Annotated in this window: 13 protein-coding genes, 1 tRNA gene and 1 pseudogene; 12 read left to right on the top strand and 3 right to left on the bottom strand. The window is 44.7% G+C overall.

The window, feature by feature from the left end; genetic code table 11:
* The first annotated feature begins 72 nt into the window (after positions 1–72).
* The 10 genes from rsfS to lipA all read left to right on the top strand — a co-directional run bounded on the left by rsfS (position 73) and on the right by lipA (position 9142).
* Complete coding sequence (rsfS, locus tag K0I62_RS04885) at positions 73–402, top strand: ribosome silencing factor (RefSeq protein ID WP_220063381.1); 330 nt, start codon at positions 73–75, stop codon at positions 400–402.
* A complete protein-coding gene (gene rlmH, locus K0I62_RS04880; RefSeq protein WP_220070392.1) occupies positions 402–872 on the top strand; it encodes a 23S rRNA (pseudouridine(1915)-N(3))-methyltransferase RlmH in 471 nt (156 codons plus the stop codon). The genes rsfS and rlmH overlap by 1 nt, the downstream gene beginning before the upstream one ends.
* Positions 873–951: 79 nt before the next feature.
* Positions 952–2835: a penicillin-binding protein 2 gene (gene mrdA / locus K0I62_RS04875; protein ID WP_220070391.1), complete on the top strand. Its 1884-nt coding sequence runs from the start codon at positions 952–954 to the stop codon at positions 2833–2835.
* Positions 2822–3928 (top strand): rod shape-determining protein RodA, encoded by a 1107-nt coding sequence (gene rodA, locus K0I62_RS04870; protein ID WP_220070390.1) that lies wholly within the window; start codon positions 2822–2824, stop codon positions 3926–3928. Before mrdA ends, rodA begins: the two co-directional genes overlap by 14 nt.
* A 104-nt stretch (positions 3929–4032) precedes the next feature.
* Complete coding sequence (mltB, locus tag K0I62_RS04865) at positions 4033–4965, top strand: lytic murein transglycosylase B (protein WP_258405132.1); 933 nt, start codon at positions 4033–4035, stop codon at positions 4963–4965.
* Positions 4946–5743, top strand: a complete 798-nt coding sequence (locus tag K0I62_RS04860) for a septal ring lytic transglycosylase RlpA family protein (RefSeq protein ID WP_220070389.1) — start codon at positions 4946–4948, stop codon at positions 5741–5743. The genes mltB and K0I62_RS04860 overlap by 20 nt, the downstream gene beginning before the upstream one ends.
* Before the next feature lie 124 nt (positions 5744–5867).
* Positions 5868–7040, top strand: a complete 1173-nt coding sequence (locus tag K0I62_RS04855) for a serine hydrolase (RefSeq protein ID WP_220070388.1) — start codon at positions 5868–5870, stop codon at positions 7038–7040.
* Positions 7041–7162: 122 nt separating this feature from the next.
* Positions 7163–7429: a DUF493 family protein YbeD gene (gene ybeD, locus K0I62_RS04850; protein ID WP_220070387.1), complete on the top strand. Its 267-nt coding sequence runs from the start codon at positions 7163–7165 to the stop codon at positions 7427–7429.
* A gap of 95 nt (positions 7430–7524) precedes the next feature.
* Positions 7525–8175, top strand: a complete 651-nt coding sequence (gene lipB, locus K0I62_RS04845) for a lipoyl(octanoyl) transferase LipB (protein ID WP_220070386.1) — start codon at positions 7525–7527, stop codon at positions 8173–8175.
* 1 nt (position 8176) lies between these two features.
* Complete coding sequence (gene lipA / locus K0I62_RS04840; protein ID WP_220070385.1) at positions 8177–9142, top strand: lipoyl synthase; 966 nt, start codon at positions 8177–8179, stop codon at positions 9140–9142.
* Between the two features lie 56 nt (positions 9143–9198).
* On the opposite strand, the gene rimI is transcribed toward lipA, so the two are convergent.
* Together rimI and K0I62_RS04830 are read right to left on the bottom strand one after the other, a co-directional pair.
* Positions 9199–9642, bottom strand: a complete 444-nt coding sequence (gene rimI / locus K0I62_RS04835; RefSeq protein ID WP_220070384.1) for a ribosomal protein S18-alanine N-acetyltransferase — start codon at positions 9640–9642, stop codon at positions 9199–9201.
* Positions 9639–9977: a DNA polymerase III subunit psi gene (locus K0I62_RS04830; protein ID WP_220070383.1), complete on the bottom strand. Its 339-nt coding sequence runs from the start codon at positions 9975–9977 to the stop codon at positions 9639–9641. Before K0I62_RS04830 ends, rimI begins: the two co-directional genes overlap by 4 nt.
* 409 nt (positions 9978–10386) lie before the next feature.
* Here K0I62_RS04830 and K0I62_RS04825 point away from each other — a divergent pair, with 409 nt between their 5' ends.
* Both K0I62_RS04825 and K0I62_RS04820 read left to right on the top strand, forming a co-directional pair.
* On the top strand, positions 10387–12186 hold the full coding sequence (locus tag K0I62_RS04825) for an aryl-sulfate sulfotransferase (protein WP_220070382.1): 1800 nt from the start codon (positions 10387–10389) through the stop codon (positions 12184–12186).
* Positions 12187–12238: 52 nt separating this feature from the next.
* A pseudogene (locus K0I62_RS04820) lies at positions 12239–12395 on the top strand (IS5/IS1182 family transposase); the annotation flags it as partial.
* A gap of 424 nt (positions 12396–12819) precedes the next feature.
* Here the strand turns inward: K0I62_RS04820 and K0I62_RS04815 are convergent.
* A tRNA-Trp gene (locus tag K0I62_RS04815) sits at positions 12820–12896 on the bottom strand.
* Between the last annotated feature and the right edge of the window lie 330 nt (positions 12897–13226).

The raw sequence follows: 13226 nt of genomic DNA, 5'->3' as shown, positions 1-13226 counted from the left end.
GCTATTGGCAATTACTTTGGCCATATAACCTGTTATACTGCCTCGCTGTCAAAAATGAATGAGGAAAACCGCGTGCAAAGCGCCGAGCTAAAACAGTTTGTAATCGACAAAGTCGAAGATTTAAAAGCGAGAGATATCGCAGTATTAGATGTATCTGAGCAATCAAATATCACCGATTTTATGGTTGTATGTTCAGGAACCTCTAAAACCCACGTTAAAGCGATTGCTGAAAACGTTGTATTAGAAGCCAAACGTGCAAACCTACACATCCATGGTGTGGAAGGCCGCGATAGTAGCGAATGGGTACTCGTTGACCTTGGCGATGTTATTGTCCATGTCATGCAAGATCAGACCCGTGAATTTTACCAGCTTGAAAAGCTGTGGTCTGAAAAGCCAGAGTAATGAAGTTACAGTTAGTCGCCGTAGGCACACGCATGCCCGGTTGGGTCACTACAGGATTTGAAGAGTATCAGCGTCGATTCCCACGCGATATGCCATTTGAATTAACTGAGATCCCAGCGGGTAAGCGCGGAAAGAATGCAGATATAGCTCGAATCCTCCACAAGGAAGGCGAGCTAATGTTGGCAGCAATCCCCAAAGGCAACCATATTGTTAGCCTAGACCTACCCGGCAAAAACTGGACGACACCAGAACTGGCTACCCAGCTCAATCGCTGGCAGCATGACGGACGAGATGTGAGCTTACTCATTGGCGGTCCAGAAGGACTTTCCCCCGCCTGTAAGCAAGCTGCAGCACAAAGCTGGTGTCTTTCCGCGCTGACCTTACCTCACCCCTTAGTTAGGGTGTTGGTAGCCGAAAGCTTATATCGAGCTTGGAGCGTTAACAACAACCATCCGTATCACAGAGAGTAATGACTCTTCCCTATTCCATCGGAAACTCAAGGATAGGCTAATGATTGCGAACACCAACTTACTGCTGGAGAGAGTATAATTGGCGCCACGTAAACGGATGGCTATGCATGATCATGCAGCCGAAGCATCGCTATTCAAACGACGGGCAATATTCACCTTTGTCTGCGTTATTATTTTACTCAGCATTCTCCTTAGTAACCTATATCAATTACAGATCCTCTCCTTCAAAGATTATGAAACGCGCTCGAATGATAACCGTATTCGAGTGGTTCCGGTCGCCCCTAGTCGTGGTCTGATATATGACAGGCACGGAAAGCTATTAGCCGAGAATCAGCCCTTTTTCTCGCTAGAGCTGATCCCTGAAAAAGTCAAAGATATCCCGGCAGCCCTAGATGAATTAAGTCAGGTTGTCGACATCAGCAGTGATGAGCGAGAAAGCGTCCTCGAATCACTCAAATTCCACCGCCGATTCAAACCGCTGACCATTAAAAACCGACTTTCTGAAGCAGAGGTCGCAGCCTTTAGTGTTAATCAACACAAATTCCCAGGCTTCTCCGTCGATGCAGGGCTCAAGCGCTATTATCCCTACGGTAGCCTATTAACCCATGTGCTGGGTTATGTCGGACGAATCAACAGTAAAGACCAGGCGACCCTTCAAAGTAATGGGCAATGGCAAAATTACGCTGCAACTAAAGATATCGGTAAGCAGGGGATTGAAAAATTCTATGAGACATTACTACACGGTAAACCTGGCCACCTCGAAGAAGAGGTCAACAACCGTGGCCGAACGATCCGAACCCTAAAGTCCGTGGCACCAGAGCCAGGTCAAGATATCTATTTAACCTTAGATCTGCAGCTACAAAAAAAAGCCATGGAACTCTTAGATGGACGAAGAGGCTCGATTGTAGCAATAGATCCCCGTGATGGCGGGATCTTAGCTATGGTATCGAGCCCTAGCTATGATCCAAACCAATTTGTGCATGGCATCAGCTCAAAGGCGTATCGCGAACTACTTAACTCGCGCTCAAGACCATTGATTAATCGGGCAACTCAAGGCCAATATGCGCCAGCCTCCACGGTAAAGCCTCACCTCGCCTTGCTTGGACTAGAAGAGAAAGCGGTTACCGCTAAAACCCGAGTTTGGGATCCAGGATTCTGGCAAATGCCTGGAATAGAAAGAAAATACCGTGACTGGAAACGCTGGGGACATGGCTGGGTTGATGTAACGGGCGCAATTGTGCACTCCTGTGACACCTATTTCTACGACTTAGCCTACAAAACAGGTATCGACAACATAAGCAACTTTATGACTCGATTTGGCTTTGGAGAGCGAACAGGTGTCGATATTTTCGAAGAGTCGGCCGGAATCATGCCCTCAAGAGATTGGAAGCGCATTCGCTACAACCAACCTTGGTATAACGGCGATACGATCTCCGTAGGGATTGGCCAAGGTTACTGGACCACGACTCCTCTGCAACTAGCTAACGCAGTCACTATTTTAGCGAACAAAGGCGAGCGCTACGTGCCTCACCTCCTTAAGTCAATTAAAGATGACACGGTTAAAGTCGACACCCCGATAGATAAAATGCCCCCAGTAGAATTAAAAGATCCCAATAACTGGAAGATCATCAACTCGGCGATGAAAGATACCGCCCACAAATCTCGTTTTGTTGATGCAGGCTATAACGCTGCAATGAAGACGGGGACCGCGCAGGTGTTTAGTGTGGCTGAAGATGAAAAATATGACGCCGATACCATCGACGAACACCTGCGAGATAATGCGTTAATCGTCGCTTATGCTCCCTATGAAGCGCCGACTATCGTATTAGCCGTGGTGCTGGAAAACGCAGGCTGGGGTGGCGTCAACGCTGGCCCGGTGGCTCGTTCGCTGTTAGATGAATATATCTTACGAGATGACTTACCAATTAAGACTGCTGGGGAGCCAAACCATGACCGCCCATAGCCATCGCCCCAATATCTGGCAGCGACTACATATCGATCTGCCCTTGCTACTAGGACTATTGGCCTTAATGAGTTTTGGCTTATTTGTGATCTATTCAGCCGGCGGTGAGGATATGGCACTGATGGAACGCCAACTTATCCGCATGGGTTTATCTCTTGGTATTATGTTATTCATTGCCCAAATCAACCCCGAAGTGCTGAGACGCTGGGCGTTTCCTATCTATATCGCAGGCATTATTTTACTACTCGGCGTGCATTTCTTTGGTGAGATCAATAAAGGGGCTCAGCGCTGGTTAAACTTAGGATTTATGGAGTTTCAACCATCTGAGTTGATGAAACTCGCGTTCCCAATCACCATGGCATGGTACATCAGTAAGTTCCCCCTACCACCAAAGAAACGTTATCTCATCGGAGCGGGTATTATTTTACTCGTCCCAACACTGTTAATTGCAAAACAACCCGATCTAGGCACCTCTATTTTGGTTGCCGCATCTGGCATATTTGTCCTGTTTTTGTCAGGAATGAGTTGGGCTATTGTCGGTAGCTTTATTGGCGGTGTGCTGGCGTTGCTCCCGGTATTGTGGTTCTTCTTAATGCACGATTATCAACGAACTCGAGTACTCACATTACTCGACCCAGAGAAAGATCCGCTGGGAGCCGGTTACCATATTATTCAGTCTAAAATCGCAATTGGCTCAGGCGGTTTATGGGGTAAAGGTTGGCTAGATGGCACTCAGTCACAGCTCGAATTTTTGCCGGAACGCCATACCGACTTTATTTTTGCGGTGATTGGCGAAGAGTTTGGTCTGGTTGGCAGTTTGATACTACTGTGCCTCTATCTTTATGTCATCGGCCGTGGGCTGGTTATCGCTTCTCGGGCGCAAACTAGTTTTGCCCGTTTACTCGCTGGCAGTATTACTTTAACCTTCTTTGTGTATGTATTTGTGAATATCGGTATGGTCTCAGGGATCTTACCGGTTGTAGGTGTGCCCTTGCCGTTAATCAGCTACGGTGGAACCTCAATGCTAACACTAATGACAGGCTTTGGCATTTTAATGAGTATCCACACCCATAGACGTTTTGTAGACAGATAGTGGAGTCAAGATTGAACAAAATAACGCGCGTTTTTACCGCTGCACCTTTGCTTTTTGCATCAGCGCTAAATTTTGTATCAGCGCCAAGTTACGCTAATGAGAAAGTGATCCCACAAGATGGCGATATTAGTTCACTAAAGAGTGAGTTTATTCAAACCCAGTTAGACGCTGGTTTTTCTCGCCAAGAAATAGAGCAATTCTTAACTCAAGCTAACTACAATCAAAAAGTCATCGATGCTATTACGACCCCCTGGGAAGCTAAACCTTGGCATCTTTACCAACCTATTTTCCTTACCGACAAGCGCCTAGCTAAAGGCATTGAATTTTGGAAAACCCATGCTAAAACCATAGCTAGAGCGGCCAAGCAGTTTGAGGTCGATCCTGAAATTATTGTCGCTATCATAGGTATCGAAACCTTTTATGGCGGCTATATGGGTACCTATCCTGTAATCGATGCGCTATACACGCTCGGTTTTCACTATACTCCCAGAGCCCGTTTTTTTAGAAAAGAGCTCGCTAATTTGCAACAGTTAGCCAAAGAGGAGCATTTAGATATTACTCATCTTAACGGCTCTTATGCTGGTGCAATGGGATTTGGCCAGTTTATTCCATCTAGCTACCGCCATTACGCGGTTGATTTCGATAACGATGGCAAACGCGATCTTGTCGGCAACCCCGTTGACGCTATCGGTAGCGTGGCAAACTACTTCCATCAACATGGTTGGAAAAAAGGCGAATTAGTGACATTGCCACTAACAAATCACCAGTTACCTGAGAATTTAACCGTTTGGAAAGGGGAAAAACTCAATTATAAGGTTGCCGACATCCTGTCACCAGAGATAGCCTTAGCGCAAAATGTCGACATAGATATCAGCCAAAAGGCGCTGATAGTTGAATTAGTTCAAGAAGATAAAACTGATTACTGGTTAGGGCTTAATAACTTTTACGTGATCACCCGTTACAACCGTAGCCCGCTTTATGCTATGGCAGTTTATCAATTCAGCCAACAGTTGAAAGATGCTTATGCTAAACAGTAAATTTTTATCTTCTTTACTTCTATTAAGTTTATTGTTACTTGGCGCCTGCTCGTCTCAAAGTAGTCGCTATAAAATCAATGATGATCTGGCACCAACCGATGCCCCAGATGTCACCAAAGTGGAAGATGCCCATCCTAAATTTGAGCCTTACAGTCGAGGAGGTAACCCGAAAACCTATACTGTATTAGGTAAATCTTATCAGGTACTGCCCTCGGGTAAGGGTTATCAAAAGACAGGTATAGCCTCATGGTACGGTAAGAAGTTTCACGGTCACCTCACCTCTAACGGTGAAACCTATGACATGTATTCTATGTCTGCGGCCCATAAAACATTACCGTTACCAAGCTATGTCAAAGTCACCAACCTCGGTAATGATAAAAGTGTTATTGTTCGGGTGAATGATCGTGGCCCATTTCATGACAACCGAATAATCGATCTCTCTTACGCGGCGGCTCATCGACTGGATATGCTAAAAACCGGCACAGCAAAGGTGAAGATTGAGGTTATCTATATTGAAAACCCCGAATCCGTGGCCTTAGCCCAACTGAAAGACACGCGCCTACATTATGTGCAAGTTCTCGCCTCATCCGACAAACGTCGAGTCGAACAACTCGCAAAAACCTTAACCTCACAATATCAGGTACAAACTCGAATTCAACAAACGGGTAATTTATATAAGCTACAGCTGGGGCCTATAGGTAGACAACAAATAGCAGACAAACTGCATCAAGAGCTACAGCAAAATGGTTACCCGCAAAGTTACCGAGTAACGGAGTAGCCCAATGATGGGCTATTTACTTAAGATTAATGAACCTTCACTGAATTCCATTGTCGACTAATGTTATACTCGACTGAATATCCGCTTTCTTTTCGCATTCAACTAAAAGACGTGCCTTTTTAATATGAAATTGATAAATCGCAGCTTTAAATCACTACTCATTATTACTTCACTCTCCTTTACTGCCGCAAATGCTGCGCCAGTCGTCACCCCAGATGCACCTAAAGTCGCCGCGAAAGCCTTCATTTTGATGGATTATAATTCTGGGCAGATCATTGCCGAAGAAAATGCTTATGAAAGCTTAAATCCGGCAAGTTTGACAAAGATGATGACTAGCTACGTTATTGGCCATGAGATCAAAATTGGCAATATCAGCCCCGAAGATAAAGTCACTATTAGTAAGAAAGCTTGGTCTAAAAACTTCCCAGACTCATCAAAGATGTTTATCGAAGTCGGCAAACAAGTGTCTGTGGAAGATTTAAACCGCGGGATTATTATTCAATCAGGTAACGACGCTTGTGTCGCTATGGCCGAGCATATTGCAGGAACCGAAGATGGTTTTGTCGATATGATGAACTCGTGGTCTAAGCAGCTAGGCATGAAAGACAGTTACTTCGAGAACTCTCACGGACTCGATTCAGAAAACCATAAAACAACAGCCTATGACATGGCGATACTTGGTGCAGCACTTATCCGCGACGTACCAGAAGAGTATCGAGTCTATTCAGAGAAATCCTATACCTTTAATGGTATTAAACAGTACAACCGTAACGGTCTACTTTGGGATAAAAGCTTAAATGTAGACGGAATAAAAACAGGTCACACTTCAGGCGCGGGTTATAACCTAGTGACTTCTGCAACAAAAGATGGCATGCGTCTAGTCTCTGTTGTCATGGGTACAGCAAGTGAATCAGCACGTAAAGCTGAAAGTAAAAAGTTGCTTAACTATGGTTTCCGCTTTTTCGAAACCATCACGCCCTATAAAGCAGGCGATAACTTCGTTACTCAAAAAATTTGGTATGGCGACAGAGAATCGGTTGATTTAGGCGTAACAACCGATACCCCAATAACTATAAACCGTGGCCAAGCAGCAAACCTACAAGCTAACTTTGAACTCAATAAAGAGTTAACAGCACCATTGGCAAAAGGTGAAGTGGTTGGACGCATCTACTTCCAACTTAATGGCAAAGATATTGCCCAGTTCCCACTTGTAACCCTACAAGAAGTCAATGAAGGCAGCTGGTTTAGCAAGCTCATGGATTACTTTAAACAGATGTTTGCTGGTTGGTTTAGCTAATCTTATAAATTGAGAGAAAGTCACCTTCGGGTGACTTTTTTTGTTTTTAGCCTCCGAGGGTTGAATTAGGTATAATACCCCCCAATTTTATTAGCTATCCGATTGGGCAAGAGATCACACTAATGTTAGATACCAAATTCCACGAACTCATGGAGTTCCCAGCTTCTTTTCCATACAAAGTCGTTGGTGATGCTAGAGACACTTTAGCCGATGACGTGGTAGCCGTTGTACAGCGTCATGTGCCTGGTGATTACATGCCAACCAGCAAAGCCTCAAGCAAAGGCACTTACAACTCAATTACCATCAATGTCATCGTCAATAGTAAAGAGCAAATCGAAAAGCTTTACATTGAGTTAGCAGCGATAGAAGGCGTTAAACGCGTACTTTAATTTACTCTAGAAGCATAAGAAATGTGATCTACCTTACATTTCCTAATTTCGGGCGTATAATAAGCGCTCTTTAATGATAAGGGGAGAGGTTGCCCTTGAAGGACAAGATTTTACATGTTCGTAATCTTGGTCGCCAAGATTACGAATCGGTGTGGCATGCGATGCAGCAATACACCGATAATCGCGATGAAAACAGCCAAGATGAACTTTGGATCGTAGAACATCCTCCAGTCTTTACTCAAGGACAAGCGGGTAAAAGCGAGCATATATTGAACCCTGGCGATATTCCAGTGATCCAAGTCGATAGAGGTGGCCAAGTCACCTATCACGGTCCAGGGCAATTGGTTGCATACCCTCTTCTTGATATCAAACGCCTCAAAATCGGTGTGAGACAGCTGGTCACAGATATAGAGCAGAGTATTGTCAAGATGCTGGCCATGTATGACATTGAAGCTTATCCAAAGGCTAACGCGCCAGGTGTTTACGTCGACGAACGTAAAATTGCGTCATTAGGACTACGTATTCGTAAAGGCTGCTCCTTCCATGGACTCGCATTAAATGTCGATATGGATATGGCTCCTTTCCAACGCATTAATCCATGTGGCTACGCGGGCTTAGAAATGGCTCAATGCAAACCACTCAATGGACCTCAAACAGTCATTGAAGCGGGTGAAAAACTCGTTCAAACGTTTAGCCAAACACTTGGCTATCAACATATAGAACATCATCAAGGGTTAACAGAGTAATATGACTAGGCCTGAAAGATTACAACCAGGAGTAAAACTCCGCGATGCGGAAAAAGTTTCACGAATTCCGGTCAAAATCGTGCCTTCAGAGCGCGAAACTATGCTACGTAAACCCGACTGGTTAAGAGTCAAATTGCCCGCGTCAAACCAGCGCATTCTGGATATTAAATCAGCGCTACGTAAAAACGGACTACATTCTGTATGTGAAGAAGCGTCATGCCCAAATCTGGCAGAGTGCTTCAACCACGGTACAGCGACCTTTATGATCTTAGGCGCTATTTGTACTCGTCGCTGTCCATTTTGCGATGTTGCCCATGGCCGTCCACTCAAACCGGATGCAGAAGAGCCTGTTAAACTAGCGCAAACGATTGCCGATATGAAACTTAAATACGTGGTGATCACCTCGGTTGACCGTGACGATCTGCGTGACGGTGGTGCACAGCATTTTGCAGACTGCATTCGCGAAATTCGCATTCTTAATCCAGAGATCAAAATTGAGATCTTAGTACCGGATTTCCGCGGTCGTATCGATGCTGCACTCGATATTTTGGCCACTGAGCCACCCGATGTGTTTAACCACAATCTAGAGACCGCACCTAAGCACTATCGCAAGGCGCGCCCAGGCGCGAATTACCAATGGTCGCTTGATCTGCTTAAGAAGTTCAAAGAACGCCACCCAAGCATTCCGACTAAATCAGGTCTTATGATGGGGCTAGGTGAAACCAACGAAGAGATCGCAGAAGTATTGCAAGATCTACGCGCTCATAACGTTGAAATGCTGACACTCGGTCAATACCTGCAGCCATCTAAGTTCCACCTACCAGTTGAGCGTTACGTACCGCCAGCTGAGTTTGATGAACTGAGAGAGTTCGCTGAAGAGATTGGCTTTACCCATGCAGCCTGTGGCCCTATGGTACGCTCTAGCTACCATGCCGACCTACAGGCTCAGGGAAAAGAAGTTAAGTAAGTCTCCATAGACTCAATATAAAATAGCGCCATTTGGCGCTATTTTTTTAAATCAATCTAAAACAAGAGCTCCATCAAGATGGCATCCTCTTTACCCTGTTCCAGCTGGTAATAGTTAGGGCGCATCCCTGTCTGAACAAAGCCCATTTGGCGATATAAGGCGATAGCCCGTTCATTAGAGGCCCTTACTTCCAACATCATACGTTCGGCGCCTTGGGTCGCTGCCAGCTCGATTAATGCCTCCGTGAGACGCTTGCCTAAACCTTGTCCCTGAGAAGTGGGGCTGACACAGATATCCATCAACGTGGCATCTTCAAAGAGTTGATGCAAAATGGCAAACCCGATGAGTTCCTCACCATCCAAGAGACCGATGACATGGTAGAAACGCCCAAAACAGGTCTCTAGGTTGGTCAAAGACATAGGGAAACGATGACAGACGCTCTCCAGCTCATGTAAAAGCGGAGCCTGTTCTCGATTAAGGGTTTTCAGCGCTAAGGTCATTGGGCATTTACCTCCCATATCGCCTGCCACAAAGCACGCTTGGCCTTGCTTTGCTGCTCTAAAACCGCCAAAGGCGCCGAGCTAATGACACAAGACACCTTAGGTAATCTGACACTGCGCATATCCCAAAATACCTCTTTAGTACCGCTCAAGGTATCGCTGATGACCACCTGCTTTTCCTGTTCAGGAAAGAGTGTCAACACTTGGCGTATAATAGGGTGCTCGGCTGAAACCCTTGCGCCCCTGTCTACCAAGATGGGGTAAAGGGGGATATCAGCACCTTTTTCCACCCAACGGGTAATGTCCATAGCATCTAAATATGCACTTCTTTCCAAGTCGCCTCCCGACAAAAATCATCGCCATAAGGATACCCCTTGGCACTACCTATGTCACTGTACGTAAATAATCAGGGAGGCTGAGTGAAATGATAAAGCTTAGAAAAGCAAAAAGCCGTTCATTTTTGAACGACTTATCTAGAATCTGCCAGGCCCCGCAACAGTTACTATTACTGTTAGTCATCCTGCATATTTTCTCTCTAGTCATTTCATTCAAAAAACTCAGACCATTTAAATGCAAGTTTAGCCACACGAGACCAGAAATGAGTCGATATCGCATACTGTAACACGATAACCTTCGCATTTTTAGCCAGCCAACTGTGATCCAGCCAACGATTGTATTGTCGTTAAGCTGCTATCCCTTGGGGCGGGATTATACTGGCGCGAAAATAATTTGAGAGAGTTAATTATGTGGAAGACATTATCACTATTGTTGATCTTGATGACCAGCAGTTGTGCCTTAGTTGTACAAGCAAATATGACAGGCATGAAACCCATGCCTGTCAGTGGTTCGCCCCTAGGCTATATTATTCATAACCCTTACGAAAATGCCCCACTAACAGCATTGTTAACCCTAGATGGCCACTCAATCTCAGATGTTAAGGTTAAGATCCATAAAAAAGGTGAACTGGGCGTCGATATTACCTATGCCGTTGCAGATATGCGTATTATGGATGAAGGTGGTGTACCTATTTTTGGCTTGTACCCAGATCATTTGAATAAATTCACCATCAGCTGGCAAGAAGACGGAAAACAAAAACAACATGATTATCAATTAATGACCCCAGATGTCGACATGGGCTTTTCAGAAGGTCAATGGGCTAAAGCGCCGTTAGTTGAGGTAAAAAAAGTAGCAGCTGACTTTAAAGACAGGTTGTATTTTCTTAACTGGACCAATCCTGACGGGAAATCATCTCCCTTAATGCATAACAATCCCACCGCACCAGGAGCCTTTGCTTGGGATGCTAAGCCCGGCTTTTTTATTATCGATACAGCAGGCGATATTCGCTGGTTTATGAATCCCTACACCACACATGATTCAAGCCGCTTTGATGGTGCAGGTTATGCCATGGGCATGAATATCACCGCTGAAGGCAATATGGTGTGGGTACAAGGCCAAACGTGGAAACAAATGACGCTAATGGGACGAATGATTTCATCTCATCGTCTGCCTGGGAATTTTATTGATGCATCCCATGAAGGGATTCAAATAGAAAATGGAAATTTTTTATTACGCGTGGCGGCTAAAGATTACCGACGCCCAGATGGCCTATTAGTTAATACTGTACGAGATCATATCATCGAAGTAGATACTAACGGCAAACTGGTCGATTACTGGGATTTAAACCAAATTCTCGACCCTATGCGCGACGCGGCATTACTGTCGTTAGACGCAGGCGCTGTGTGCTTAAACATAAATATTGAGCAAGAAGGCAAACAGGCATCGGCGACCGAGCTGCGTAATGCACCTATGGGTGATATCCATGGCGTAGAAACTGGCCGCAACTGGGCACATGTTAACTCAATTGACTATGACCCCATAGATGACAGTATTGTCATTAGTTCTCGACATCAATCGGCAGTGATTAAAATTGGTCGCGACAAGCAAGTTAAGTGGATCCTCAGTCCACCCCAAAACTGGAATGATTCATTAGCCACTAAACTATTAACCCCCGTTGATGCTAATGGCAAAGTAATCAGCTGCACCACACGTGGCATGTGTAATGGGAGCGAATTTGATTTTGTATATACGCCACACACTGCTTATAAGGTTGATGAAAAGGGAACCTGGACCGTATTTGATAATGGCGATGGGCGTCATCTCGCTCAGCCTATGTTTGCCACCAGTAAGTATTCTCGCGCAGTAGAATATAAGATTGATGAAGACAAAATGACCGTGGAACAAGTATGGCACTATGGTAAGGATGAGCTGGGATACAAAGGCTATTCCCCGGTAACTTCAATTGTTAAATATCAAGCCGATAAAGACAGCATATTAAGCTATTTTGCCTCAGCAGGTTTATTTGGCCTTGGCGGCGGCTATGGCAATATGAAGCTCGATGATACCACTGGTAAGGTGCATTCCATTTTGGTTGAACACAGATATGGTGAGACCGAGCCAGCGGTGCGTATCGACATTAATAGCCATGATATGTTTGCTACAGGTTATCGGGCGCAAGTGATCCATCCAGAGCAGATGCTCAAATAAAGCAGCTGTAACAACACCGGCATTTAGCCGGTGTTGTTACTTTGAAAACACTATATCAGAAACAGCCATGTATCGAGTGAAGCAGTTGCTAGGTGGGAAGTTAAGCCTGAGAAATTACAATGCTCAGGTTGGTGAAACTTTACGCCATGATTAAAGCGCTGAACAAGCTTACAGGGCTTGGTATGCCTGAAACTCAGTATGTTGTATAAGAGCAGCTCAATTTCAGACAATTAGGTTTTCTGTCAGAATTACGCAACAAAGTCTCATCGAAGTAATAGCTTTTATCGGGTTTTCGGCTTACTAGTTTAACTATAGTGGTAAGGCGATTATTCGATATTAAGTACGACTAGCCACAGCAACTCCCCTTCCATCCTTGGTTGCGCACAGTAGTATTATCATATTGATGTTCATCTAACCGCTGTGGATCTCTAACCTTTATATCTAGCGCTAAGTTTAATGCAGATAAGATCTCAAACAGTGTTTCTAATTTTTTTAGTCGAGTCTGGATTTAGCTCAAAGCTTGAAACAGTATCATGACGAATACCCACCTTGCTTTGCGAGAGCTAAAAAGTAAAGAATTTAAAAAAACCAGAAAAGACAAAGGCCTAGCATTTCTGCTAGGCCTTCTAAATTTGGCAGGGGTGGCAGGACTCGAACCCGCAACCATCGGTTTTGGAGACCGCTGTTCTACCAATTGGAACTACACCCCTGTTGACGTGGGGCATTATGCAAAAACCACTGACAAAGGTAAAGCTCTTTTTCAACAAAAACCGCTAACTGAAGCATTTTCAGCCAAGTTAATCATTGGAATCTTTTAAAAGCCAAATAACTTATCCATTCCAGCTGAACATTCAAGTAAATCGCAGTGATGAACCTCAAGCGTGATGTGTTTAACTTGGTTAAATTTTAACTGTAACTGTCGTTTAAATTGCCGGTTCGCGATAGTTTAATGGGCCACCACTGATGGCTGCCTAACGTCTACTTCTAACTGCGATTAAAATAGGAGGATAACCACCTCATTTCTGTCACATACTTCATTT

The organism is Shewanella psychrotolerans (assembly GCF_019457595.1).
Taxonomy (GTDB): Bacteria; Pseudomonadota; Gammaproteobacteria; order Enterobacterales; family Shewanellaceae; genus Shewanella; species Shewanella psychrotolerans.
Note: the sequence above shows the minus strand (reverse complement) of the source record. Positions and strands in the feature narration are given on the sequence as shown.

What these genes read in the sequence shown, in the direction of transcription:
- rlmH (WP_220070392.1), top strand. Translation starts at nt 402, where the DNA reads ATGAAGTTACAGTTAGTCGCCGTAGGCACACGCATGCCCGGTTGGGTC.
- rodA (WP_220070390.1), top strand. Translation starts at nt 2,822, where the DNA reads ATGACCGCCCATAGCCATCGCCCCAATATCTGGCAGCGACTACATATC.
- K0I62_RS04860 (WP_220070389.1), top strand. Translation starts at nt 4,946, where the DNA reads ATGCTTATGCTAAACAGTAAATTTTTATCTTCTTTACTTCTATTAAGT.
- K0I62_RS04855 (WP_220070388.1), top strand. Translation starts at nt 5,868, where the DNA reads ATGAAATTGATAAATCGCAGCTTTAAATCACTACTCATTATTACTTCA.
- ybeD (WP_220070387.1), top strand. Translation starts at nt 7,163, where the DNA reads ATGTTAGATACCAAATTCCACGAACTCATGGAGTTCCCAGCTTCTTTT.
- lipA (WP_220070385.1), top strand. Translation starts at nt 8,177, where the DNA reads ATGACTAGGCCTGAAAGATTACAACCAGGAGTAAAACTCCGCGATGCG.
- rimI (WP_220070384.1), bottom strand. Translation starts at nt 9,642, where the DNA reads ATGACCTTAGCGCTGAAAACCCTTAATCGAGAACAGGCTCCGCTTTTA.
- K0I62_RS04825 (WP_220070382.1), top strand. Translation starts at nt 10,387, where the DNA reads ATGTGGAAGACATTATCACTATTGTTGATCTTGATGACCAGCAGTTGT.